This is a genomic window from Alteromonas sp. WD8-37, from assembly GCF_055326825.1.
On the sequence record NZ_JBUZOV010000001.1, the window covers coordinates 127,307 to 152,896 of the forward strand.

The window sequence follows — 25,590 nt, forward strand, 5'->3', positions numbered from 1 at the left end:
ATCCTTAATTTGGAGGTTGACTTGGCTAATTCTGCCCTTTTGGTGTTAGAGGATGGGTCTGTTTTTAAAGGTACGGCGATAGGTGCCAAAGGTACTGCCGTTGGGGAAGTTGTTTTTAATACTTCCATGACCGGTTACCAAGAAATCCTCACTGACCCCTCTTACGCTGAACAAATCATCACCCTGACTTATCCCCACATCGGTAACACCGGTATCAATTCTGAAGACGTCGAAGCTGACACCATCTGGTCCAAAGGCCTGGTGATACGTGATCTGCCCCTGATCGCCAGTAACTTTCGTCAACAACAAAGCTTATCTGACTATCTGGCTGCCAATAATGTGGTAGGCATTGCCGATATCGACACCCGTCGACTGACCCGTTTGCTGCGTGATAAAGGCGCGCAAAACGGCTGCATCGTGTGCACAGACGAGCTGGATGAACAGGATGCATTAAAGCAAGCCCAGGCATTCCCAGGCTTAAAAGGCATGGATTTAGCGAAGGAAGTGTGCACCAAAGAAGCCCGCGAGTGGACCAGCGGCAGCTGGCAGCTGGGGCAGGGCTATGTCACGCCTGAGTCGTTTCGCTTTCACGTGGTGGCCTACGATTACGGGGTCAAACACAATATTCTACGGATGCTGGTGGACCGTGGCTGTAAGGTCACGCTGGTGCCAGCCCAAACCCCGGCCAGCGAAGTCATGGCGATGCAACCGGACGGTGTGTTTTTATCTAATGGCCCGGGCGACCCGGCGCCTTGTGACTATGCCATCGCCGCGATTAAGGAAATTGTTGAAGCCGGCATTCCGACCTTCGGCATTTGTTTAGGTCATCAGTTATTGGCGCTGGCCAGCGGTGCCTCGACCATCAAGATGAAATTTGGCCACCACGGTGCCAACCATCCGGTCAAAGATCTGGCCCGCAATACGGTCATGATCACCAGCCAGAACCACGGTTTTGCGGTGGATGAAACCACGTTGCCGGATAATCTGGAAGTGACCCACATTTCTCTGTTCGATCAGTCATTGCAAGGCATCCATCGTAAAGATAAGCCGGCTTTCAGCTTTCAGGGCCACCCTGAAGCCAGCCCCGGCCCGCAGGAAGCCAGTGCATTATTTGATCACTTTATCGAACTCATCGAACAAGCCAAGTAGTAGGACACGCCCGCTATGCCAAAACGTACTGACTTAAAAAGCATTCTAATCTTAGGCGCTGGTCCGATTGTGATCGGCCAGGCCTGTGAATTCGATTACTCCGGTGCCCAGGCGTGTAAAGCCCTGCGCGAAGAAGGTTACCGGGTCATTCTGGTTAACTCTAACCCTGCCACCATCATGACCGACCCGAACATGGCCGATGCCACCTACATCGAGCCAATTCAGTGGGAAGTGGTGCGCAAAATCATTGAAAAAGAACGCCCGGATGCGGTACTGCCGACCATGGGTGGGCAAACCGCGCTGAACTGTGCGTTAGAACTTGACCGCAAAGGTGTACTGGAAGAGTTTGGTGTAGAGCTTATCGGCGCTACCGCCGATGCTATCGATAAAGCCGAAGACCGTGACCGTTTTGATAAAGCCATGCGCAATATCGGCCTGGAATGTCCACGCGCTGAAATTGCCCACAGTATGGACGAAGCGCACGATGTGCTCACCCGCATCGGTTTTCCGTGTATTATCCGTCCCTCATTTACCATGGGTGGCTCCGGCGGCGGGATTGCCTACAACATTGATGAATTCAATGAAATCTGCCACCGCGGGCTGGACTTGTCACCCATCAACGAGCTGTTGATTGACGAGTCGCTGATCGGCTGGAAAGAGTATGAAATGGAAGTGGTGCGCGACAAAAATGATAATTGCATCATTGTGTGTACCATTGAAAACTTCGATGCCATGGGTGTGCATACTGGTGACTCCATTACGGTGGCCCCGGCCCAGACCCTGACCGACAAAGAATTTCAGATTATGCGTAATGCCGCCATGGCAGTGTTGCGTGAAATCGGCGTGGAAACCGGCGGCTCTAACGTACAATTTGGTGTCGATCCACAAACCGGCCGCATGGTGATCATCGAGATGAACCCGCGGGTATCGCGCTCATCAGCACTGGCATCTAAAGCCACCGGCTTCCCCATCGCCAAGGTCGCCGCCAAGCTGGCGGTGGGCTATTCGCTGGATGAGCTGGACAATGACATCACTGGCGGCCTGACCCCTGCGTCGTTTGAACCATCCATCGACTATGTGGTTACCAAGATCCCACGGTTTAACTTTGAAAAATTTGCCGGGGCCAATGACCGCCTGACCACCCAGATGAAATCCGTGGGTGAGGTGATGGCTATTGGCCGTAATCAGCAAGAGTCCCTGCAAAAAGCCCTGCGCGGCCTGGAAGTGGGTGCTACCGGGTTTAACCCCATGATCAACCTGGACGATGCCGATGCCCGCAGCAAGCTGATGTATGAACTGCGCGAGCCGGGTGCTGAGCGAATTTGGTATATCGCTGATGCGTTCCGCATGGGCATGTCGGTGGACGAAATTTTTGAGCTGACTAATGTTGACCGCTGGTACCTGGTACAGATTGAAGAGCTGGTCCAGCTGGAAAGCCAGGTGGCTGAAATGGGCATCGGCAAAATTGATGCCCATATGATGCGCACCTTAAAGCGCAAAGGGTTCTCTGATGCACGGTTGGCCGAACTGACCGATGTGGCTGAGAGCGATGTGCGCGATGTGCGCCACGGCTTTGGCATCCGCCCGGTATATAAACGGGTCGACACCTGCGCGGCTGAGTTTTCTACCAGCACTGCCTACATGTACTCCACCTATGATGAAGAGTGTGAGGCAGCGCCGACCACCAATGACAAAATCATGGTACTGGGTGGCGGGCCTAACCGCATCGGCCAGGGCATCGAATTTGATTATTGTTGTGTCCATGCGGCGCTGGCGCTGCGCGATGATGGCTATGAAACCATCATGGTCAACTGTAATCCGGAAACCGTCTCTACCGATTACGACACCTCAGACCGCCTGTATTTTGAGCCGGTAACATTAGAAGATGTTCTGGAAATTGTGGCCAAAGAAAAGCCCAAGGGCGTGATCGTACAGTACGGCGGCCAAACTCCGCTGAAACTGGCTCGCGCGCTGGAAGCTAACGGTGTACCTATCATCGGCACGCCGCCGGATGCTATCGACCGCGCTGAAGATCGTAAGCGCTTCCAGCATATGGTCAATAAGCTGAGCCTGAAGCAACCTGCCAATGCTACGGTCAGCAACATGGAAGAAGCGCTGGAACAGGCTGAACAAATCGGTTTCCCATTGGTAGTGCGTCCGTCCTATGTACTGGGTGGCCGTGCCATGGAAATTGTCTATGACATGAAAGATCTGAAGCGCTATCTGACCGAAGCGGTGAAGGTCTCCAATGACTCGCCGGTCTTGCTGGATCGCTTTTTGGATGACGCCATCGAGGTAGATATCGACGCCATCAGCGATGGCACCGATGTGGTAATTGGCGGCATCATGGAGCATATCGAACAAGCCGGGGTTCACTCGGGCGATTCTGCCTGCTCGTTGCCACCGCATTCGCTGCCACAGGACATTCAGGATGTGATGCGCCAGCAAGTGAAAGACATGGCGCTGGAGCTGGGGGTTATCGGCCTGATGAATACTCAGTTTGCGGTTAAAGACGGTGAGGTATATCTGATTGAGGTAAACCCGCGTGCTGCCCGGACTGTGCCGTTTGTGTCTAAAGCCACTGGTATCCCGCTGGCCAAAGTGGCCGCCCGGGTCATGGCTGGCACCAGCCTGATTGAACAAGGCGTCACCGAAGAAGTCATTCCGCCGTTCTACTCAGTTAAAGAAGTGGTGCTGCCGTTTGCCAAGTTCCAGGGTGTGGATCCGCTATTGGGCCCGGAGATGCGTTCTACCGGTGAGGTGATGGGCGTCGGGGAAACTTTCGAAGAAGCCTACGCCAAAGCCAACCTGGGTGCTGGCGCGCCACTGCCCAAAGCCGGTAAGGTATTGTTATCCGTTCGTGAAAACGACAAAAAACGGGTGATTGAGCTGGCGCGTCTGCTGGCTGATAATGGCTTTGAGATTGAGTGTACCCGCGGTACCGCGACCACGCTGTATGATGCCGGCATCATGAGTTCGGTGGTCAATAAGGTATCCGAAGGGCGGCCCAATATTGTCGATGCCATCAAAAACGGGGTGTACGACTACATCATCAATACCACTGAAGGCCGTCAGGCCATCACTGACTCGGTGTATATCCGTCGCGAAGCGCTGCTCAACAAGGTGACCTATACCACCACCATGAATGCCGCCTTTGCCACAGTGCAGGCCAAGTCAGCCGATGATCGTAACCGGGCAACCTCCGTACAGGAATTGCACGCACGCATTAATCCTTGATGACAAAAAAAAGGATACGCGGTATCCTTTTAAATAATTAAAGAAATCAGTGCGCCTTTAGGGCGCACTTTTTTTGTTCAACCAGCTAAAAACAGGTGAGACACATTCCATGGCTCAGTATCCAATGACCGCTCACGGTGCAGAGCTTCTGCGCAAAGAGCTTAATGAATTAAAATCAGTGACCCGCCCGCGCATTATCGAAGCCATCGCCGAAGCCCGCGAACATGGCGATTTAAAAGAAAATGCTGAGTATCATGCCGCGCGCGAACAGCAAAGTTTTTGTGAAGGCCGGATCCAGGATATTGAAGGCAAACTGTCCAACGCCCAAATCATTGATGTCACCAAAATGGACAACAATGGCAAGGTGATCTTTGGTGCCACTGTGACCATCATGAATCTGGAAACTGATAAAGAAACCCGCTATCGCATCGTTGGCGATGATGAAGCGGACATCAAGAACAACTTGATTTCAGTCAATTCTCCCATCGCTCGCGGCCTGATTGGCAAAGAGTTGGACGATGTGGTCAACATCCAGACCCCGTCCGGCCCGGTCGAGTTCGAGATTACCGAAGTCGAGTATATCTGATAAACAAAACAGGGGAGCCAGCGGTTCCCCTTTTGTTTGCCTATACTTGGCATCAATGTCCTGCCCGGTGAGCCCTGTTATAGCCATGCGTGTGTATTTTGTAGTAGCCATACTTGGCGCAATGTTATTGAGTGGTGGTTGTGCTACCCTGGTGGCCGACAAAATTGATAATGCCCGCCTTGATTCGCGGTTTAGCAACGCAGAGACGAACGCACTGCACACTTCTTTGGGGATCACCTCCAATGCCTATTGCAACCCCGCTGGCACCTTCTGCACCCGCTACCTGCTCGCGCAACCTGAGACGAGCGCCGCTACCCAGCACAGTGCCGAGCCTGGCGGTCAACATAAGCCTGGCGGCCAAGATGAGCCTGATAGCCAGTGTGGTCTATCGCTAACAGCTGAGCTTAAGACCAACCATGGCTATGTGGCAAAAAACCTGTGCGTGGATAAGCAGTCCAATGCGGCATTTCGTGGCACCGTTGTGTTACTGCATGGCCATGGTGGCGACAAAAGTCTGTGGACCATGACCATGGCGTATTTTCGCTATCTGGGGTTCACCGTACTGGCGCCGGATTTACCCGGCCATGGCAGTGCGAATCTGCAAAAAGGTTATGGTGTGGCAGACGGACAGCGCGTGGCGGAGTTTATCCGTCACCACCGGTTACCGCAGCCGGTGATTGTGGCCGGCCACTCCATGGGCGCTCTGGCTGCAGTGAATGTAGCGCAGGTAGATAAGAGCGTGGATGGCCTGATGCTGCTGGCACCGGTGCAGCGTTTTGATAAGGCCTCGCTAGGGGTAGCCAAAACCTATTCGCCCTGGCTGAGTAGGCTTACCCCGGATAGCAGTATCATCGCTGGCGCAGAGCTGGCGTTAGACCGCGCGGGTGTTACGCTGGAGCAAACTGATCTGGTCAGTCAGCTGCCTATGCTGTCGATACCAGTACTGGTCTACGGCGCGGCGACCGACCCGGTCAGCAACATCGGCCAGCCACAACACTGGCAGTTCGCCCATGTTGAGCGCCAAGTAAACAATGACGAATCGCATTTATCGGTGGTGTTGATTGGCCAGCAGCAACACAACATTATTTCTCGGTGGTTAACCCGGATACCCGGCGCGCAATCAAAGTGGCAGGAGCAGCAATGACTCAAAAAGATCCCAAATATGCCTTTACCACGCTGGCGTCAAAAACGGTGTACCAAAATAAGTGGGTCAGCGTTCGCGAGGACACCATTGCGCGCCCCAGTGGCCAGCAGGGCATTTATTCGGTAGTAGAAAAACCGCATTTTGCCGTTATCATTCCGTGCGATGAGGGTGGGGTGGTGATGGTGGAACAATATCGTTATCCGGTGCGCCGCCAGCTGGAGTTTCCCCAGGGCACGGCCGCAGATGATCCTAATATTGACCCGGCCACGCTGGCCGCACAGGAATTAAAAGAAGAAACCGGCTATACCGCCGAGCACTGGCATTACGTGGGCTTTCAGTATATGGCCCACGGCCTGAGCACCCAGGGCTATCACATTTATTTGGCAAAAGGCCTGCAGCCAGGCGCACAACAACTGGATGCTGAAGAAGAAGATCTGACGGTCCACAATCTGTCTCTGACAGAGTTAGAACGCCGTATTGTGGCAGGGGAAATTACCGACGCCACCACCTGTAACGCACTGGGCCTAGCCCGGTTAAAAGGACTGTTGTAAGTCATGACTAACTATACCCCCGCTGGCTTTGTTCGCCGGTTTGCCGCGGTCTTAATCGACTGTGTATTGTTTTTTTTGTTTGTCACCATACCGGTGTCACTGACCTTAGGCTCGGTGTCCATTGCCACCGGCAATGAGCTCAACTGGATGAATGTCACCATAGGTTATGCCATCCCGTTTGTATTGACGATGTGGTTTTGGCAAAAATACCTGGGCACGCCGGGTAAAATGCTCATCGGCATCCAGATAGTGGACAATGAAACCGGGCGCAAACCCGGCATGCTTAAGCTGGTGGTGCGCTATGTAGCGTATCTGGTGTCCATCGGCCTGTTTATGCTGGGCTTTATCTGGATTATTTTTGATAAGCGCAAGCGCGGCTTTCACGACTATTTATCCGGTACTGCTGTCATTAAAACCGTACCGGAATACATTGATCGCTATTAGTCGGGCAATTGTTTATTGATTTGGATTTGGCGCGGCTTTTTGGCTTCAGGGATGATGCGCTCCATATCAATATGCAGCAAACCCAGCTCTAATTCCGCCCCCAGCACTTTAACATTGTCGCCCAGCTGAAATTTTCGCTCGAATCCGCGCTCAGAGATCCCCTTATGTAAAAACGTCCGCTCTGGCTGGCCGGCGTCCCGTGGGGGCAGTTTGCCGGTGATAGTCAGGGTGTTTTCCAGCATCTCAATATTGATGTCCTGCTGGCTAAAGCCGGCCACGGCCATGGTGATGCGGTATTTAGTTTCGCTGAGCACTTCAACATTGTACGGCGGATAGCCGCTTTGTTTTTCCGATTGGGCAGCTGCATCAATCAGCGCGGCCAGATGATCGCTACCAATAAATGAGCGATACAGGGGGGTAAGGTCAATAGAACGCATGGTTAGCATATCCTCATGTAAAGCAATATGTGTGAGATAACCGCCGCGTGCGCGCACAGTCTGCTACTAGCATAAGTCCATATTTGGCAGAATCAAGGCCCTGCTTTTCGATTAGCGCATTGGCTATTTCGTCAACGCAGCGCAGGCCGCGATCTTCCCCAGTATCTGACTTAGCTTTAAACATCTTCATGCAGGCCTCACACAGCGGAAAGATACGACCCCTGTCGGTTTGTGATAGCCTTACCGCATATTTACCAACACCTATAAAGTACTATGCAAAATCTACCATCGTTTTTTATCCTGACCGCATTGTTTATTGTCAGTGCAACGGCAAAGGCTTCCCAAACCATTGAGTTTTGGAATGGCAATAAAACCGAAACGCGCCAGCAATATGAATTGGATGTTCTGAATGCTGCCCTGGCCGCCACCACCGCACAATACGGGGCGTACCAGATAGACAATGACACCCGTCAGCTTACCAACAGTGAAGAGTCGGCGGTGTTTCGCGATAAAAATGCTGATGTATTTGTGACGGTAGCAGGCAACCCCAAATTGCGGGATGAAAGCAAAATCATCGTGACGCATCCGCTAATGAAAGGTTTGCTGGGCTATCGGCTGCTCATCGTCAAAGAACAAGCGTTGGATAAATTTGCTGCAATAGATTCGGCCGAAGAATTTAAACAACTGCGTGCCGGGATCCCTGATGGCTGGGCCGATGCTGACTTGTTTCGCCACAATGGCTACAACGTAGTCGAAGAAGGCACTTTCGATGACTTATTTGAGCGGTTTGCCGCCGGGCAGTTTGACTATGTAGCCTTTGGTGCCAACGAAATCGAAAAGGTGTTCGATAATCGCGCTGCCGCCTATAAGCAGTTTCATATTGAACCGACCAAATTGGTATACTACCCGTTTGCGCTGGTGTTTTATGTAAGCCCTGACAAACCCGAGCTGGCCGAACGACTGCGCAAAGGGCTGAAGGCGATTGAACATAGTGGTGAAGCAGAACGCTTGTTCGAGCAGGCGACACAAAATCTGGTGGACAGACTTAACCTGCACCAGCGCACCCGCTTTGAGTTGACCAATCCGCAGTTGCCTGCCGAGATGAAAAATTACCGCTCCGACTTGCTCAGTCAATAACGCGATTATAGAGCCACAAACAAAAACGCCACAGGTCACTGTGGCGTTTTTTTAGATGGGCAGTTAGAACGTATACGCAATCTTGCCGTAGACAAAACGCCCGGTGAACCCAAACGGTGAAAATGGCGAATAGGCAAAGATGCGGGTAAAGGTGCTAACATCTTCAATCAAATCCCGGCTGGCATCGGGGTACACATCAAACACATTGTTGGCACCCACGGTTACCGACCAGTGATCGGTCAGTGCATAATTCACATCTACATCGGTTAGCCATTTTTCCGGTAACACTTCGTAGCGTAGTGGGTTAGAGCTAGGGTCGTCAGTCTCACCATAGCGTGTGGCACGCACAGTAGCACTCACATCACTGTAATCCCATGAAACGCTCAGGTTTACCTTATTTTCCGGCGCACCACGTTCAAACCGGCGTAACTCCACCCCGGAGAACAGGTTGTCCTGATCAAAGCCAGCGTCCTGCAATACCGCAGGTGGCCCTAAGATGTCGGTGACCTCATTGTCATTAATGTTAATCCCGGCGTTAAAAACATAACTGCCAAGCTCGGCAGTATTGAGGGTATAGCTGCTGACAATGTCCACACCCTGGGTGCGGGTGTTAATCGCATTTAAGAAAAACCGGGCGCGGGTGGCATCGGTACCGGCCAGTAACGCTTCGATGTTTGGCCCTGACAGGTTGTTACTCAGCACAATCCGCTCATCGATATTAATGCGATAAAAGTCCACGGTCAGGTTAAAGTCAGCAGTCGGGGTCCAGGTGATGCCGGCGCTGAAGTTATCTGACTCTTCAGCATCCAGGCCAGGCGAGCCCAACGCGCGTGCCACCTCACTGGATGGAGCGAAGGTGCCGGTTTCAGTAGGCACCGAGTCCACAAAGGTCGTCGCGATAGAGGTGAAAAACTGCTGCTGCAAACTGGGGGCTCGAAACCCGGTAGACACCGAGGCGCGCAGCGCCACCGCTGGGTTGATTTCATAACGGTGCGACATTTTCCAGTTAAAGGTAGAGCCAAAATCAGAATAATCTTCGTAACGCCCGGCTACCGCCACATTCCAGTTGTCAGTGACATCGGCTTCCAGGTCAATATACACACTCTTGTTATTGCGGTTGTTGTCGTCGGCTGATGCAGGCGTGAAGCCTGGAAAGACCTGTGACCCGGCCGCGCCAAACGGGCCGTTTACCGGGTCGGTGGCCGCACCGCCCGGGCCGAATGTGCCGCGCTCATACGAGCCGGGTTCACCGGCAATAATTTCGTAGCCTTCACGGCGATATTCCGCACCCACCGCCAGGTTCATGTCACCGGCAAAGGCTTCTACAGCAATCAGTCGCGAAGCATCCAGATTGAATATCAGTTGGTCGTATTGCAATTCACCGGCAAAAAACTCGGTGGGGCTGGTGGGACCAAAGGAGGTATTCAGGGTGTTCGTGATATCGTAGCGCAGATCGTTGGCACCGTAGTTGGCTGACACATCATAGGTCCACTCTCCGCGGTAGCCTTCCACCCCCACAATCAAAGAGGTGTCCTGAATATCGGTGTTGATGATCGGCAAGAAGCCGTCCGGGTAGATACTTAAAATATTGCGCGAATCGTTGGCGCGGCGATAAAAGCCCGAGCCCTGACTGTCCCGGGTGCTATGGCCGGCGGTGACATACAGTTCAGCACTGTCGCTAATAAACATGCCACCATTGGCGAACAGCGCAAAATCTTCTACCGCACCGTTGCCAAACACATGGTTGTAGCGGTTGATTTCCAGCTCCCGTGGGTCCAGTGCGCCATCAGCCTGGCGTGGATAGTTTTCGCGTGGATCAAAGTCGGCACGGTTCGCCTGGGCTCTGTCGCGGTATTCAGTTGACAGATGTAAATAGCCATCGTCACCCAGCTCGAAACCCACGTTACCGCGTAAGGTCAGGGTTTGGCCATCGGTGACCTCGCGGTCATCGCCTGTAGTGAAGGTCAGGTCACCATTGTCGTCCACACTGACTGCTTCCAGATTCGGCACACCATCCATTGAGGTCACGTTGGCGCCATAAGTGGCCGAAAGGCTACCGCCGTCCGGCGCATCTTTAAGCACGATGTTGATCACCCCGGCAATAGCATCTGAGCCGTATTGGGCGGCGGCACCGTCGCGCAGTACTTCAATGCGCTTAATGGCATTGGCTGGAATGGCATTAAGATCGACAGCCGAAGAACCACGCCCGGTCGAGCCGTTCAGGTTAAGCAGGGCGCTGGTGTGACGCCGCTTGCCATTGACCAACACCAGTGTGTGATCAGGCGCCAGGCCCCGCAACTGTGCCGGACGCACATGGTCGGTGCCATCGGTCAGTGACGGCTGCGGAAAGTTAAAGCTTGGCAGCAGCGTGTTTAAAATCATGTTGGTTTCGGTCAACCCGGTGGCGCTGATGGCATCTTCGTCAATTAAATCAATGGGTACCGGAGAGTCGTTCACGGTTCTGCCAGGGCGACGCGACCCTACCACGCTAATTTTTTCAACTTCCGCTTCTGCGTCAGACGTGGAAGTTTGCGCATGGGCGGTCGCCATACCCATTCCACCGCCTAGAGTCAGAACAAAAGAAACAGCAAGAGCGGCAGCTCTGGGTATGAAGTGTGTTGTACCTGGTTGAGGTTGCATAATAATGTACTCAGTGTTGTCGGTATTAAACCTTAAGGTCATGAATAGGTGTTACTTGCTGGAAGATCAACAGGATTAACTCTGCCAGGAGGCACAAAGGAATAACTTATGATTAAAGCCCGCCCGGTGGCGGTATGCTGGTTCCTCTGACGCGACACTCTATCGAAAGGCAGGGGAGTGTAGGAGATCGCGAAGTCGTCTGCAATCGCCTGACGTGTATAACTTTTATTAATTGAGAAAGGTGGTGAAAACGCCGCCAATTGTTTGGAAACGCCCCTGTCGAGGAGCAGGTCGCGATTTTCACGAACCGCAAATAAGACCGTCATCGCGACGAAAGTTGCGATCTCACACTAGTCTTGGCAAGTCTGAACAAGGCGGTAGTGGTAGGCTGCTCAAGTAATCTAGGGAGATCCCGGCTGTTGCCGGGATGACTATGAGTGAGTAGAACTGGTCTAAAACTGGCCTGGGCAACGCTGATGGCCGAGCCTAAGGTATAGCAGGTTTCTCAGGCAAGGTTAGACAGTGAAAACAGCAACGGTCTATATCATTACAAACACTCATCACACGACACTGTATATCGGCATCACCAGTAATCTACTGCAACGGGTTTATCAGCATCGCTGTAAGCTTATTCCCGGATTCAGCGCCCGTTACAACCTGTTCAAGCTAGTGTATTACGAGCATCACGAAGATATTACAGAAGTTATCTTGCGAGAGAAGCGTTTGAAAGAATGGCGTCGCCCGTGGAAGAACCAGCTAATTTCGGAATTTAACCCACATTGGCGGGATTTATACGACCAGATTTTATAAGCAAGAAAAAAACCTAGTCATCGCAACGAAAGTCGCGAACTCCCATTTGTCATGGCAAGTCTAAAAAAGGTGGTATTGGTGGGCTGTATAAGCAACCCAAGGAGAGCCCGGCTGTTGCCGGGATGACGGCGAATTGGGTAAAGCCGTAAAAAAAAGACCGTCGTCGCGACGAAAGTCGCGATCTCCCACCGGTAATGGCTAGTCTCCAAAAGGCGGTAGTGGTAGGCCGAGAGAGTAAACCAAGGAGATCCCGGCTGCTGCCGGGATGACGGCGAATTGGGTAAAGCCGTAAAAAAAAGACCGTCATCGCGACGAAAGTCGCGATCTCCCACCGGTAATGGCTAGTCTCCAAAAGGCGGTAGTGGTAGGCCGAGAGAGTAAACCAAGGAGATCCCGGCTGCTGCCGGGATGACGGCGAATTGGGTAAAGCCGTAAAAAAAAAAACGTCATCGCGACGAAAGTCGCGATCTCCCATTTGTCATGGCAAGTCTAAAAAAGGTGGTAGTGGTGGGCTGTATAAGCAACCCAAGGAGATCCCGACTGTTGCCGGTATGACGGCGAATTGGCGAAAGCCGTAAAAAACCGTCATCGCGACGAAAGTCGCGATTTCCCACCAGCCATGGCAATTCTAAAAAAGGTGGTAGTGGTGGGCTGTATAAGCAAACCAAGGAGATCCCGGCTGTTACCGGGATGACGGCGAATTGGCGAAAGCCGTAAAAAACCGTCATCGCGACGAAAGTCGTGATCTCCCACCAGCCATGGCAAGTCTGAAAAAGGGGGAGTGGTAGGCTGAAGAGGTAACCCAAGAAGATCCCGGCTGTTCTATACTTGACGAAGTGTTACTTTTTTACCGGAATTGAATCATTTATGTCTGTGCGGCCTGGGCAATGCCACCTCTTCAACCCCCTGCTGGTGTGGCTATGGCTGGCGGCGAGCTCTACGCACGCAATCGCGTCAGCTGCGCAGGGAGACAAGTCATCGATGGCGCAGTCGGCGTGTGGCGCGGATTCTGAAACCTTGTACACCATCAGTCGCATCGCTCTGCATCCTCAGCCTATTTTTGACGAAAATGCTCCTAACACCATTGCCTTGCATCGTTGGGCTAACGCGCTGCATATTGTGACTAAACCTTTTGTACTGGCAGAACGCCTGCCATTTGATGAGCACGATGAAGTCACCCAGCAGGATATTGTAGAGGCGGAGGCGATTTTGAGGAATGAGCGCTATATCGCCAATGCGGAGATTGAGGCCAACTATGATTGCGCACAGCAAACCGTAGGGCTGGATGTGACTTCGTATGATAACTGGTCTCTGATCCCGACGTTATCGTTTAGCCGCAGCGGCGGCGAAAACTCGACCTTACTGGGGATCCGAGAAGACAACCTGCTGGGGCTGGGGATCCGCAGTACCTTTCGTTATACCGATGATGAGCAGCGTACCGGCTATCAGCTGGGCTTTGTGTCGGCGGTGCCAGGAGTGCGCCACTCCAATATCTATATTGACTTGGCCGACAATGACGACGGTGAAATATACGGGCTGGTATTTGCCAAGCCATTTTACTTTTTAAACAGCCGCAACAGTTATCAGGTGTCCTTGCAATCGACCGCACTGACCGAAGATATTTATCACAATGGCCAGACTCGCAACAGCCTGGATATTGATGCTCACGAGGTCAGCCTGAGTTATGGCTGGCAGCTTGCTGGCTCGGCGCTGTCTACTTCCCGTATTACAGTGGGGATGACCAAGCTGCACACCCGGTTTTTACTGGCACCAGAGAGTCCTGCACAGAATCCGCTATTCGTGCCTGAGGATCGCGATTTTTTTTATTCGTCACTGGCTTATGAATTTATCCAGCGTGACATCGTGGTGCTGCAAAATATTTATCTTATCGAACAACCTGAAGACATCAACCTGGGCTGGGAGTTAACTGCCCGGCTTGGCGTGGAGCTGGATAACTCCCACAGTTCGGTGGGCATGCATTCCACCTTTGCCGCCAGAAAAGGCGTGCTGACGGACGATGCTTTGTTTTTATTCAGTGGGGCCTTTCACAGTATCACCAATACCCAGCTGGCCGATTTTTTACGCCTGGATATCAAAGCCGAACATTTTTATCGGATCTCCCCGCGCTATGCCACTTATGCCAGCCTGACCGCTACAGTATCTGACAACAACTTTGCCGATCGGCCCATCGTGATTGACGATGACAACGGGGTACGTGGCTTTCCCAATCAGTATCAACATGGCCGGCATCGGATCACCGCATCAGCCGAGCTGCGGCTGTTTACCGGGTATAATTTTTACCAGCTATTTGATGTGGGCCTGGCCGGTTTTGTCGATGCCGGAAGGGCCTTTGACGGGCCTTTTGCTGCTTTCAACGAAGATCCGGGCTGGCTATCCAGTGTAGGGCTTGGGGCGCGCCTGTACTCCAACAAATCCAGTAACCCGGGCATTGCCCATATTGATTTTGCCAGGCCGTTTGGTGATGGGGGAAATATCAACAACTGGGAGTGGAGCTTACAGTTTCGGCGGGCGTTTTAACTGCGTGCTGACAGTCAGACCGGTAACTTTCCACATATTTCCCACCTGGTAAAACATACTGATCATTACCACGGCATACCACCATTCATACGCATTTTCCCAGCGCTCCCAGCCAGGCCAGAAAGCGCCCAGCCCAGCACTAAGTAACGCCGAACCAATTAGTAGCAGGCAGGTGAGGGTCAGCGTGTATTGTTGGTTAGCCAACACTGTTGCCAGGCTGTCCAGCCGGTCCAGATAACGCAACAACACAAGGTGGGCCAATGCAGTGAGGGCAAAATAGAGCACCGCGCCGATACGCCTGGGGAGCACATACTGCTCGCCCATCCCCAGCGTGACCGTGTAGAGCACCAGCGCCAGGGCACTGACCAGCCCTAATGCCACCGCCACCTTGTAACCACTATGACTGGCACGCGCCGCCGGGTGATGCAACCATCGGCACCAGACAGCTACCAGAGCCCAGTAAAAGAGCATCAGCACAGCACAGGGAATGAGCAGGGCTTTGAACACCAAAAATTCCGGCATTTGGCGCCCGCTAGCACTGATCGAATGGCAATCAGCCCAATAGGGCATACAGGCATCGAGATTGCCGATACTCACACCAATAATCAAAGTGATATGCACCGACGCAAAGGGAAAAAATGCGCATAGGTAGGCAAAGCGGTACGCGGGCATTACTGGCCACGCAGGCTGTAAATTGACACCGCCAGTACCAACACAATCGCCACCACGGCGATGCCAATCAGCACATCCAGATTAATCGCGAGTTTTTTGCGTTGGGGTTTTGATGGGGGCATGGGGCGACCTGATTGCGAGCGGTGGCAATGTTGTAAGCATAGCAACAGCCTGTAAAAAAAGCGCATGGCCAATCGCCCTGCCCGAGGATGGAAAGTGCGCTAATCTTAATATTAACAACAGTGACACGAGACCCGGCCATGAGCGCGCACCATCATATTAATTACATTGAAATTCCTGCCAAAGATATTGCGGCAACCAAAGCCTTTTTCAGCCAGGTGTTTGACTGGACCTTTGTGGATTATGGCCCGGAGTACTGCAGCTTTACCCATCAGGGCATTGACGGCGGCTTTTATCAGTCGGAGCAAACCGTCTCGGTAAAAAACGGCGCGCCGCTGATTGTGATGTATAGTGATGCGATAGATTCTACCCAAACCAGTATTGTGGCAGCCGGTGGCAGTATTACCCGGCCGATTTTTTCATTCCCCGGCGGCCGCCGCTTTCATTTTAGCGACCCGAATGGCAATGAATATGCGGTGTGGTCAGAATAAGCGGCAGCTTAGCGTGCTGGCTGCTTGACCACCTGACCATCTTTGATCACCAGCGTAACCTGTTCCATTAGCTGCATATCGTCTAAGGGGTTACCGGGCACCGCGACCACATCGGCCAGTTTACCAGCGCGCAGGCTGCCTATCTGATCTTGCTGTTTCAGCAGGGTAGCGGCATTGAGGGTAGCGGCCTGAATCGCCTGCATCGGTGTCATGCCAAATTTGACCATACGGGCAAACTGTTTGGCATTGTCGCCATGCGGATAAACCCCGGCGTCCGAGCCAAACACCATGTTAACGCCGGCTTGAACAGCCTTGGCAAAATTGTCACGCTGGGTCTGGCCCACCATGCGTTCTTTGGCCAGACTTTCTTCTAAGATACCGGCTGCCGCGCCTTCATTTAAAATGTATTCGGTCACATAGATATCCATGGAAAAGTAGGTACCCTGCTTCAAAGCCAGTTCAATGGCCTCGTCATCCAACAGGCTGACATGCTCTACCGAGTCCACGCCGGCTTTGATGGCGGCCTTGATACCAGCACTGCCATGGGCATGAGTGGCCACGGTCAGGCCGCGCAGGTGCGCTTCATCCACCAGCGCCTGCATCTCTTCCAATGTGTATTGCTGGGCGCCCACTTTGGTGCCTTTGGATAATACACCGCCGGTGCCGCAAAATTTGATTACCGTAGCGCCGTATTTGATGTTGCGACGTACTGCCTTGCGCACTTCCCATGGGCCATCGGCCACGCCATCGCTGGCGACATCGTATTCAAAGGGCAGCAGGTTGTTGTCGCAGTGGCCGCCCGTCACACCCAATGAGGGGCCGGCCACAAACATGCGCGGGCCGGGGACATCGCCGGCATTGATGGCATCGCGCAGGGCTACATCGGCAAAGCCGGGAGCACCTACATTGCGCACTGTGGTAAAACCGGCTTCCAGAGTCTGGCGGGCATGTTTGACCCCGGTAATGGCAGCGCGGGGCAATGAGATTGCCAGACGTTTATAACCATGAGTACTGGCATCGCTGGTCAGATGCACATGCATATCCATCAAACCCGGCATCAAGGTGGCATCACCCAGCGCAATCACGTCAGCGGCTTCTGGCACGTCCAACTCAGCCAGTTTCCCGGCCGCGATGATTTTATTATCCTGTATCACAACCGCAGCCTGTTCCACCAGGGCGCCAGCTTCCACATCGACTAATCGATCCGCAGTGACCACCTTGGTGGCGGCCAATACCCAGGGGCTGGCCAGCAGCCATAATGCACCTACCACATATTTCATAGCTATCCTTATTGTTATCACATCGTGTGACTTAAGCCGCCGGCGTACTCACCGGTTGGGCGCGACGCTGCGCCAGCCAGGCCGCACCCACCGACAGCGCCAGCAGGATGCCTACTGGCAGGTCGCCTAAGTGCCGGTAGGGGGTAAACCCAGTGGTGGCACTGACCGAAGAGCTCAAGCTTGCCCGGGTAAACTGTGGCAGGCGGCTGTCTATCTGGCCCTGGGCGTCAATAAACGCGCTGATCCCATTATTGGTTGCCCGGATCACCGGGCGGCCAAGCTCTTTAGCCCGCACCCGGGCAATTTGTAAGTGCTGGGCCGGGCCGTGAGAATCACCAAACCAGGCATCGTTACTGACCGTGATGATCATATCGGTATCCTGGTGCACATTGGCGGCCACCTGGCGGGGAAAAGCAATTTCAAAGCACAGCGCCGGGGCCAGGCGTAAACCATTGGCCTGTAAATTCGGCTGCACAAATTCGCCGCGGGAAAACGACGACATGGGTAAGTCAAACAAGGGCGCGAGCGGGCGAAGCAGTGATTCGAACGGCACAAATTCACCCACCGGCAATAAATGATGCTTGGCATACCGATTGGTGTGGTTGTAGCGGTAATGGCCGGGCTCGCCAGTATCTTGCGCTCCCACCACAATCATGCTGTTCCAGGATTGCTTGGTCTCAAAATTGTAATCAACAATACCGGTGACAATGGCTGTGCCGGCGGCGGCAGCTTGTTCATCCAGCTGACGTAAATAATCGTTGGCCAGATACTCCAGCTTAGGAATAGCAGCTTCCGGCCAGATGATCAGCCGGCTGTCCAGCAGGGGCTGGCTCATCGACTGATACAACGCCATGGTGGGGCGGTCCTGCTCAGGCTCCCAACGCATGGACTGCTTGATATTGCCCTGGACCATGGCCACCTGATGCGCGCCGGTGGTGTTCACCCAGCTGTGCTGATTGAGCACCCAACCGCTAAGGCCGGTTATTGTAAACAACAGTACCAGAGGGATATATTTTTTGCTCAATAACCAGATGGCACTGGCGCTGGCCAGCAGCATCACCAGTGCGGTGACACCGGTTTCACCAATCACCGGGAACCAGCCCGCCAATGGGCTGTCCAGCTGGCTGTAGCCCACCGATAACCAGGGAAAGCCCGAAAGTAACCAACTGCGTAGCCATTCACTGATAAACCATAGCGCAGGCAGCGCTAAAGGCCACAGCGCTGGCGTGAACCAGCGCTTGGTACAGTAAAAGGCTAGCGCTGGGAACAGAGCCAGATAGGCGCATAGCAAAGCCATTATGCCTACCGAGGCTATCAAAGGCAGGCCGCCAAATTCAGCAATACTCACATGCACCCAGCTGATACCGGCGCCAAACCAGCCCAGGCCGAATAACCAGCCAGCGGCAAAGCCGCGCCCGGGCATCCGATAGAGTTGAGTAATGGCCAGCGCCAGTGCGACAAAGGTCACTGGCCAGGCATTGAAAGGGGCAAAAGCAAAAGTCAGGCTGGCCCCGCTTAATAGCAGCAGGGCGTGGGGCAACAAGCGTTTCAGGGGACTTACTCCAAAGAAGGGATGGTCACTTTTAACTGCACCAGACGACGTTTGTCAGAATGGGTGATTTTAAAATGCAGCTCGCCAATGGAGATTTCATCATTGGTGGACGGCATGTGACCAAAGGCTTTGAGCACAATCCCGCCAATGGTATCGGCTTCTTCTTCGCTAAAGCTGGTTTCAAAAAATTCGTTGAACTCATCCACCGGCGTCAGTGCTTTTACCGAGTAAGTGTATTTGTTGAGCGGGCGGATATCATCGGTACCGTCTTCTTCGGTATCGTATTCATCTTCAATCTCGCCAACAATCAGCTCCAGAATATCTTCGATGGTCACCAGTCCGGAAACGCCGCCGTACTCGTCCACCACAATGGCCATGTGATAGCGTTGCTGGCGGAATTCTTTTAACAGCACATCCACGCGCTTGCTTTCCGGTACGATGACCGCCTGACGCAGCACATTGCGTAAGTTAAATTCTTTTTCGGTATTGAACATGTAGGCCAGTAGATCCTTGGCCAGCAAAATACCCTCAATATGGTCTTTGTCTTCGCTGATCACCGGAAAGCGCGAGTGCGCCGATTCCAGCATGATGGGCAAAAACTCTTCCACACTCTGGTTGATATCTATGGTGGTCATTTGGGTGCGGGGGATCATGATATCGCGCACGCGCATATCGTTCACACTAATTACACCTTCAATCATTTCGCGGGTTTGCGGGTCAATCACTTCGCGCTGTTCGGCTTCGGTGATGACTTCAACCAGATCTTCTTTACTTTTCGGCTCTCCGGAAAATGACAGTTTGATTTTGTCTATCCAACTTTTGGTCGAAGAGCCGTTGGTAGAAGGGGGATTATCGTCGCTCATAATATCCATGTTAGTTGTATTTCAATGGTCAAAGTAGATCGTCCCGGTAAGGGTCGTCAATGCCTAATTCGGCCAGGATACGTTTTTCCAACGCTTCCATTTCCTGAGCCTGATGTTCTTCAATGTGGTCGTAGCCTAATAGATGCAGGATCCCGTGCACAATCATATGGGCATAGTGATCGTGAACCGTTTTATCCTGCTCCGCAGCTTCTGCATTGATCACCGGCGCGCAGATTACCAGGTCGCCCAGCAAAGGTAGCTCCAGGCCGGGCGGCGATTCGAATGGAAAGGATAACACATTGGTAGGTTTATCTTTGCCCCGGTACTGATGATTCAGCGATTGAGACTCAGTCACTCCGACAAAACGCGCAGTCAGTTCCTGCTCACCCAGTTCCAACAGGGCAAACACGGTGTCTGCCCACTGTTGTAACTGGTCAGCATCAGGGATGGTCGCGGCGATGGCCGGGTCATCCTCATAGGCCAGCTGAATATCAATCAGGGCACTCATGAGGCGGAGGAAGTGTTACCTGCATTGGACGTAGCCTTATTGGCATTGGCCTGCTCTGCCAGCGCCTGGGCTTTTTTTGCCTCGCGTGCTTCTTCCTGCTGGGTGTCGTATTTCTCGTAAGCTTGAACAATGCGCGCCACTACCGGGTGACGAACCACATCGGTGGCGGTGAAAAAGTTAAATGAGATATCATTTACACTGCGCAGCACTTCAATAGCATGGCGCAAGCCTGAACGGGCGCCACGAGGAAGATCAATCTGAGTAATATCCCCGGTGATGACTGCTTTAGAATTAAAGCCAATCCGGGTCAAAAACATCTTCATTTGTTCGGTGGTAGTATTCTGGCTTTCATCCAAAATGATAAAGGCATCATTGAGGGTGCGGCCACGCATATACGCCAGGGGCGCCACTTCAATGACATTGCGCTCCATCAGCTTTTCGACTTTTTCAAAGCCCAGCATTTCAAACAGCGCATCGTAGAGCGGGCGCAGATACGGGTCGACTTTCTGTGACAGGTCGCCAGGCAGAAAACCCAGCTTTTCGCCGGCTTCTACCGCCGGACGGGTCAGCAGGATACGCCGTACTTCGTGGCGCTCCAGCGCGTCCACCGCGGCAGCTACCGCCAGATAAGTTTTTCCGGTTCCGGCCGGGCCAATGCCAAAGGTAATATCGTGATTAACGATGTTCGCCACATACTGGCCCTGGTTGGGATTGCGCGGCTTGATCACGCCACGCTTAGTCTTGATGGTGACATCTTTGTTGAAGTGGTCGCCGCTGGTGTCTTGCTCTAGCACCCTGGCTTCCTGAATAGCCAGATGCACCTGTTCAGGCGTCAGCTCCACCGGCTGGCCTTTAACCGGCTGGGTTTCCACATACAACGATTTGAGTAACTCAGCCGCACCACTGGCTTGCTGATCATCGCCTAACACCTTGAACGCATTATTGCGGTAGGTGATCTCCACCCCTAAACGGCGTTCAATTTGTTTGATATTGTCATCAAATGGCCCACAGAGCACAGATAACCGTTTGTTATCTGCTGGCTCCAGTACAATTTCATTACTTACCAAATTACTCAAGCTGTTTTAGTCCTCACTTTTCGACTGATTCAGGCGCTGGGTACAAACTGGCCCACACCAAGTGCATCGGGTTGCTCACCCACATGCTTTGCGGTAATAGATTGGGGTGAAACTGCCACACGCAACCCCATCTCCTGTTCGCGGCGAATCACCTCACCACGCAGCGAGTTGGTAAACACATCGGTGATTTTGATATCCACAAATTCACCAATCATGTCCGGTGTGCCTTCAAAGTTTACCACCCGGTTGTTCTCTGTACGCCCGGAAAGCTCCATTGGGTTCTTTTTCGACGGGCCTTCCACCAGGATCCGCTGTTCGGTCCCCACCATATGGCGGGCAATCCGCAACGCTTGCTGGGTAATCCGTTGCTGTAACAAGTGCAGGCGCTGCTTTTTAGTTTCTTCGGTCACATCGTCCACCGCATCCGCTGCCGGCGTACCGGGGCGCGCGCTGTAGATAAAGCTGAAGCTCAGGTCAAAGTCGATGGCCTGGATTAAATCCATAGTGGCTTCAAAATCCGCATCGGTTTCACCGGGAAAGCCGATGATAAAGTCAGATGACATACTGATATTGGGGCGTACTTTGCGCAGCTTGCGTACCCGCGACTTGTATTCCAGCGCCGTATGGCCACGCTTCATCAGGTTCAAAATGCGATCTGAGCCACTTTGTACCGGCAGGTGTAAATGATCCACCAGTTCCGGAATGGTTTCGTAGGCAGCGATGATATCATCGGTAAATTCCACCGGATGCGAGGTGGTGTAACGAATGCGATCGATACCATCAATGGCTGCTACCAGTTCCAGCAGTTCAGCAAAGCGGCACTCGCTGCCGTCATGGTGATCGCCGCGAAAAGCATTTACATTCTGACCTAACAGGTTGACTTCACGGACTCCCTGTTCTGCCAGCTGCGCCACTTCCAGCAGCACATCATCCACCGGTCGGCTAACTTCTTCACCGCGGGTATACGGCACCACACAAAAGCTGCAATATTTAGAACAGCCTTCCATGATGGAAACAAACGCTGTCGGGCCTTCGGCACGTGGCTCAGGCAAACGGTCAAATTTTTCAATTTCCGGGAAGCTCACATCCACCACCGAGCGGGCACCGCCGTGCAGTTGCTGGATCATCTCCGGTAAACGGTGCAGGGTTTGCGGGCCGAACACCAAATCTACAAACGGCGCGCGCTGGCGAATGGCGTCACCTTCCTGAGAAGCCACGCAACCACCGACACCGATGATCAGCTCTGGCTTATCCTGCTTAAGGTTTTTCCAGCGGCCCAGCTGGTGAAAGACTTTTTCCTGCGCCTTTTCCCGAATCGAGCACGTATTAAGAAGGATAACATCTGCGTCTTCAGGTTCTTCAGCGCGCTGAAAACCGTGAGTCGAGTCGAGCAGGTCTGCCATTTTGTCCGAGTCATACTCGTTCATTTGGCAGCCCCAGGTTTTGATATACAGCTTTTTGGTCATAGCAACAACTACACAGTTGGATACCGGCACGGGTAAATGCGCCCACAGGTCAGGCAGCGCTGACAGCGCCTGCAAATTGCAGGGGCGGCCTGCCTGGCTGGAAATAGGGTGCCAGTAGTGTTCAAAATAGCCGCGTATTTTACCTGTTATCAGGCGATTTGCCCAGCGATTCACACCCTGGCGAGGTTAAATTTCACCAATCTGTGGGGCAGGTGGCACCGGGCCACATGACGCAGGCCATGCTTTAGGCCATAATAGCCGCATCACGGCAGGAGGGCGTATGTACGATTTTTGTGTAAACGGCGGCGGCATGATTGGTGCGGCCACCGCATTAGGGCTGATTCGTCAGGGATACCGGGTTGCCTTACTGGAGCCCCAGCCGGCCACCCCTTACAGTGCCAAACAAGGCCCGGACCTGCGGGTGTCGGCCTTGTCCATGGCCAGTATCGATTTACTCAAGGATCTGGGCGCCTGGCCGTATTTGCAGGCCATGCGCATGCGCGCTTACACTCGCCTGTCAGTATGGGAAGCCGGCGGTGCGCGCACCGATTTTGATGCCGGTATGATTGATGCCGAGCAGGTGGGCTATTTTATTGAAAATCGTTTGGTGCAGCTGGCGTGCATGCAGGCCTTAAGCGAACACCCGCAACATGAAAATCTCACCGTCCGTGAAGAAGCCGCTGCCCATGTTTTGTTTGACCAGCCCCACGGCTGTACGGTGACCCTATCGAATTTAGACACCCTGCAGTGCCGTTGGATCATTGGCGCCGACGGGGCGCAGTCGGTGGTCCGGCGTCAGGCGGGTATCGGCACCACCGGCTGGCAGTATGGTCAGCAAGCCCTGGGGGTGGTGGTAAAAACTGCACAACCGGTGCCTGACTGGACCTGGCAGGAATTTCACCCCAGCGGGCCACGGGCGTTTTTGCCTATGTACGACAACTTTGGTTCGTTTGTCTGGTATGACAGCCCGGCCACCATTCAGTCACTGAGCAAGCTGGACAATCGCCGCCTGGCACAACGTATTGAAGAAGCCTTTCCGGACCAGACCGGCCCGTTTGAGGTGCTGGAAAAAGCCGCATTTCCTTTATCCCGCATGCACGCCCAGCACTATGTGGCGCGCCAGGCTATTATTACAGGCGATGCAGCCCATACTATCAACCCGTTGGCCGGGCAGGGGGTGAATATTGGTTACAAAGATGTGGCAGCCTTGCTGGCGGTAACCCAGCAACATCTGGAGCCCACGGCTATGCAGCGGGCATTAAAATCGCAGTATGAAGGGCGCCGGCGTACAGACAACCTGGCCATGATGTCGGCGATGGATGCATTTTATGTCTTGTTTAGTAATCCGTTACCCCCAGTTAAGTGGTTGCGCAATACTATGCTGGCCACCGCGCAGCGGGCGCAGCCAGCCAAACAACACATCCTGCGCTATGCTATGGGGTTACCGCAATGGAAATTTTAGTCATTCTGGGCATCTTGTTTTTAGCCCTGTTTATCGTAGTGCCACTGATTGAACGTTCAAACATGCGGGTCAGCGGTGAAACCGCCTCCAAGCTGGCTCGCTGGATCTGGCCATTGATTATGATCAGCCTGATCATTCAGCTAATCATGATGATGGTGCGGGGTTAGCCGGCCAGGCACCCTGCAAATCCAGCATCAGCTTTTCAATAAAAAATTGCACCTGGCTGTCATCCTGGGCCACATAGGCCATGTGCCGCAGGCCGATGAACTGGGTTTGCAGCCAGCTACCTGCCTGGCTGACATCGGTCCCCGTTGCCAGCACACCTTGAGTCTGTAACGCTTTTATCACTGCGCAAAATTCATTTCGCAGCTGGCCGATGGCCGCTTCCAGGGCCGCCGCGTTGGTCTCGTTCAGCTTGCTGGTCTGGCTCATCGCATTAACCAGCAAACACTGGCGCTGATAGCGCCGGGTAGGGGGCGTGAGTAACTCCTGTTCAAAAAACGCCTGCATTGCCGCCAACACATCGGATTGCGCGACAGCCGCTTGCAGGCGAGCTTGTAAGCGGCTGGCGTAATAGTCAATCACCTGATTGAACAATTCGGCTTTGCCGGCAAAGCGCGCGTACAAGCTGCCCGGGCGCATATTCAGTACCTGCTGAACATCTCGCATGCTGGTGGCCTGAAAGCCTTTTTGCCAGAATAAGTCTGTAGCTTTGTCCAAAATGTCATTGTGTTCGTACAACTTACTACCCCCACGTAAACAGGCCACTCCCGGCCCTGAAATTCTTTTTGCATTGTCCCTTGAACAAGTGTTCAAGTAAACCCATTATAAAGGGACACGCACAAGACAGGAGACACTGATGACTGACTACACCATTTATGATGAAAACAATGCACCGGAAAAAGCCAAAGAGGCTTTAGCGGCGTCAAAAAAAGAAAATGGCATGATCCCGAATTTGCACGGTGTGATGGCCGAAGCCCCCGGTTTACTGGAAGGCTACTTGAAACTACATCAGCTTGCGCTGGACAGTTCGTTTAGCAAAGAAGAGCTGACGGTGGTGTGGCAGGCGATTAATGTGGAGCATAACTGCCATTATTGTGTACCGGCCCACACCGCCATTGCCAAAAGTATGGAAGTGGATGATGAACTCATCGACGCCCTGCGTGACGAGCAGCCTATTCAGGACAGCAAGTTGAGCACATTGCGTGATACTGTGCTGTCGATGACCCGTAACCGCGGCTACGTGGACGAAGAAGTGCTGAACAAGTTTTTTGACGCTGGCTATGGCCGTCAGCAGTTGCTGGAAATTGTGTTGGTGCTGTCGCAAAAAGTGATGAGTAACTACACCAACCATCTGGCCGAAACGCCACTGGATGCGCCATTTAAAAAATTCGACTGGTCTAAATCCTAATCCAGGATTTGTCAGC

24 protein-coding genes are annotated in these 25,590 nt (G+C 53.1%); 13 read left to right on the forward strand and 11 right to left on the reverse strand.

The window, feature by feature from the left end; genetic code table 11:
• Window positions 1-21: 21 nt before the first annotated feature.
• The 6 genes from carA (at window position 22) to ACTUJZ_RS00585 (ending at window position 7,111) form a co-directional block, all read left to right on the forward strand.
• Entirely contained in the window at window positions 22-1,149 is a 1,128-nt protein-coding gene (carA, locus tag ACTUJZ_RS00560; protein ID WP_463634321.1) for a glutamine-hydrolyzing carbamoyl-phosphate synthase small subunit, read from the forward strand.
• Between the two features lie 15 nt (window positions 1,150-1,164).
• Window positions 1,165-4,386, forward strand: coding sequence for a carbamoyl-phosphate synthase large subunit (gene carB / locus ACTUJZ_RS00565; RefSeq protein WP_463634322.1), 3,222 nt, complete (start codon window positions 1,165-1,167; stop codon window positions 4,384-4,386).
• A 109-nt stretch (window positions 4,387-4,495) separates the two neighbouring features.
• A complete protein-coding gene (gene greA, locus ACTUJZ_RS00570; RefSeq protein WP_463634323.1) occupies window positions 4,496-4,972 on the forward strand; it encodes a transcription elongation factor GreA in 477 nt (158 codons plus the stop codon).
• 67 nt (window positions 4,973-5,039) lie between these two features.
• Window positions 5,040-6,116, forward strand: coding sequence for an alpha/beta hydrolase (locus tag ACTUJZ_RS00575; RefSeq protein WP_463634324.1), 1,077 nt, complete (start codon window positions 5,040-5,042; stop codon window positions 6,114-6,116).
• The gene (locus ACTUJZ_RS00580) at window positions 6,113-6,667 is read left to right on the forward strand and encodes an NUDIX domain-containing protein (RefSeq protein ID WP_463634325.1); all 555 of its coding nucleotides are present in this window, start codon (window positions 6,113-6,115) and stop codon (window positions 6,665-6,667) included. Before ACTUJZ_RS00575 ends, ACTUJZ_RS00580 begins: the two co-directional genes overlap by 4 nt.
• Before the next feature lie 3 nt (window positions 6,668-6,670).
• Window positions 6,671-7,111 (forward strand): RDD family protein, encoded by a 441-nt coding sequence (locus ACTUJZ_RS00585; protein ID WP_463634326.1) that lies wholly within the window; start codon window positions 6,671-6,673, stop codon window positions 7,109-7,111.
• Here the strand turns inward: ACTUJZ_RS00585 and ACTUJZ_RS00590 are convergent.
• Complete coding sequence (locus tag ACTUJZ_RS00590) at window positions 7,108-7,548, reverse strand: Hsp20 family protein (protein WP_463634327.1); 441 nt, start codon at window positions 7,546-7,548, stop codon at window positions 7,108-7,110. The genes ACTUJZ_RS00585 and ACTUJZ_RS00590 overlap by 4 nt on opposite strands.
• A gap of 273 nt (window positions 7,549-7,821) precedes the next feature.
• Between ACTUJZ_RS00590 and ACTUJZ_RS00595 the strand changes: the two genes are divergently transcribed.
• Window positions 7,822-8,685 (forward strand): type 2 periplasmic-binding domain-containing protein, encoded by an 864-nt coding sequence (locus ACTUJZ_RS00595; protein WP_463634328.1) that lies wholly within the window; start codon window positions 7,822-7,824, stop codon window positions 8,683-8,685.
• 63 nt (window positions 8,686-8,748) lie between these two features.
• On the opposite strand, the gene ACTUJZ_RS00600 is transcribed toward ACTUJZ_RS00595, so the two are convergent.
• Complete coding sequence (locus tag ACTUJZ_RS00600; protein WP_463634329.1) at window positions 8,749-11,241, reverse strand: TonB-dependent receptor plug domain-containing protein; 2,493 nt, start codon at window positions 11,239-11,241, stop codon at window positions 8,749-8,751.
• 606 nt (window positions 11,242-11,847) lie between these two features.
• Between ACTUJZ_RS00600 and ACTUJZ_RS00605 the strand changes: the two genes are divergently transcribed.
• Both ACTUJZ_RS00605 and ACTUJZ_RS00610 read left to right on the forward strand, forming a co-directional pair.
• Window positions 11,848-12,135 (forward strand): GIY-YIG nuclease family protein, encoded by a 288-nt coding sequence (locus ACTUJZ_RS00605; protein WP_463634330.1) that lies wholly within the window; start codon window positions 11,848-11,850, stop codon window positions 12,133-12,135.
• Window positions 12,136-13,116: 981 nt separating this feature from the next.
• Entirely contained in the window at window positions 13,117-14,673 is a 1,557-nt protein-coding gene (locus ACTUJZ_RS00610; RefSeq protein ID WP_463634331.1) for a BamA/TamA family outer membrane protein, read from the forward strand.
• Here ACTUJZ_RS00610 and ACTUJZ_RS00615 read toward each other — a convergent pair.
• The gene (locus ACTUJZ_RS00615) at window positions 14,650-15,243 is read right to left on the reverse strand and encodes a hypothetical protein (protein ID WP_463634332.1); all 594 of its coding nucleotides are present in this window, start codon (window positions 15,241-15,243) and stop codon (window positions 14,650-14,652) included. The two genes, ACTUJZ_RS00610 and ACTUJZ_RS00615, sit on opposite strands and share 24 nt — an antisense overlap.
• Window positions 15,244-15,344: 101 nt before the next feature.
• Entirely contained in the window at window positions 15,345-15,467 is a 123-nt protein-coding gene (locus tag ACTUJZ_RS00620) for a hypothetical protein (protein ID WP_463634333.1), read from the reverse strand.
• Between the two features lie 138 nt (window positions 15,468-15,605).
• On the opposite strand from ACTUJZ_RS00620, the gene ACTUJZ_RS00625 reads away from it, so the two are divergent.
• On the forward strand, window positions 15,606-15,956 hold the full coding sequence (locus tag ACTUJZ_RS00625) for a VOC family protein (protein ID WP_463634334.1): 351 nt from the start codon (window positions 15,606-15,608) through the stop codon (window positions 15,954-15,956).
• Window positions 15,957-15,964: 8 nt separating this feature from the next.
• Here ACTUJZ_RS00625 and ACTUJZ_RS00630 read toward each other — a convergent pair whose 3' ends face one another.
• Genes ACTUJZ_RS00630 through miaB form a run of 6 tightly spaced genes read right to left on the reverse strand, consistent with a single transcriptional unit; the run spans window position 15,965 to window position 22,701 of the window.
• Window positions 15,965-17,236 (reverse strand): Xaa-Pro dipeptidase, encoded by a 1,272-nt coding sequence (locus ACTUJZ_RS00630; protein WP_463634335.1) that lies wholly within the window; start codon window positions 17,234-17,236, stop codon window positions 15,965-15,967.
• 31 nt (window positions 17,237-17,267) lie between these two features.
• On the reverse strand, window positions 17,268-18,776 hold the full coding sequence (lnt, locus tag ACTUJZ_RS00635; protein WP_463634336.1) for an apolipoprotein N-acyltransferase: 1,509 nt from the start codon (window positions 18,774-18,776) through the stop codon (window positions 17,268-17,270).
• A gap of 17 nt (window positions 18,777-18,793) precedes the next feature.
• Window positions 18,794-19,651, reverse strand: coding sequence for a CNNM family magnesium/cobalt transport protein CorC (gene corC, locus ACTUJZ_RS00640; RefSeq protein ID WP_463634337.1), 858 nt, complete (start codon window positions 19,649-19,651; stop codon window positions 18,794-18,796).
• A 28-nt stretch (window positions 19,652-19,679) separates the two neighbouring features.
• Window positions 19,680-20,159: an rRNA maturation RNase YbeY gene (ybeY, locus tag ACTUJZ_RS00645; RefSeq protein ID WP_463634338.1), complete on the reverse strand. Its 480-nt coding sequence runs from the start codon at window positions 20,157-20,159 to the stop codon at window positions 19,680-19,682.
• Complete coding sequence (locus ACTUJZ_RS00650) at window positions 20,156-21,235, reverse strand: PhoH family protein (RefSeq protein ID WP_463634339.1); 1,080 nt, start codon at window positions 21,233-21,235, stop codon at window positions 20,156-20,158. The genes ybeY and ACTUJZ_RS00650 overlap by 4 nt, the downstream gene beginning before the upstream one ends.
• Window positions 21,236-21,264: 29 nt before the next feature.
• Complete coding sequence (gene miaB / locus ACTUJZ_RS00655; protein ID WP_463634340.1) at window positions 21,265-22,701, reverse strand: tRNA (N6-isopentenyl adenosine(37)-C2)-methylthiotransferase MiaB; 1,437 nt, start codon at window positions 22,699-22,701, stop codon at window positions 21,265-21,267.
• A 280-nt stretch (window positions 22,702-22,981) separates the two neighbouring features.
• Here miaB and ACTUJZ_RS00660 point away from each other — a divergent pair, with 280 nt between their 5' ends.
• Together ACTUJZ_RS00660 and ACTUJZ_RS00665 are read left to right on the forward strand one after the other, a co-directional pair.
• Window positions 22,982-24,163 (forward strand): FAD-dependent monooxygenase, encoded by a 1,182-nt coding sequence (locus ACTUJZ_RS00660; protein WP_463634341.1) that lies wholly within the window; start codon window positions 22,982-22,984, stop codon window positions 24,161-24,163.
• Complete coding sequence (locus tag ACTUJZ_RS00665) at window positions 24,151-24,330, forward strand: hypothetical protein (protein WP_463634342.1); 180 nt, start codon at window positions 24,151-24,153, stop codon at window positions 24,328-24,330. The genes ACTUJZ_RS00660 and ACTUJZ_RS00665 overlap by 13 nt, the downstream gene beginning before the upstream one ends.
• Here the strand turns inward: ACTUJZ_RS00665 and ACTUJZ_RS00670 are convergent.
• Window positions 24,308-24,931 carry a TetR/AcrR family transcriptional regulator gene (locus ACTUJZ_RS00670; RefSeq protein ID WP_463634343.1) on the reverse strand — a complete coding sequence of 208 codons (624 nt, stop codon included), beginning with the start codon at window positions 24,929-24,931 and terminating at the stop codon, window positions 24,308-24,310. The two genes, ACTUJZ_RS00665 and ACTUJZ_RS00670, sit on opposite strands and share 23 nt — an antisense overlap.
• A gap of 91 nt (window positions 24,932-25,022) precedes the next feature.
• Between ACTUJZ_RS00670 and ACTUJZ_RS00675 the strand changes: the two genes are divergently transcribed.
• Entirely contained in the window at window positions 25,023-25,574 is a 552-nt protein-coding gene (locus tag ACTUJZ_RS00675) for a carboxymuconolactone decarboxylase family protein (RefSeq protein WP_463634344.1), read from the forward strand.
• Window positions 25,575-25,590: the final 16 nt, after the last annotated feature.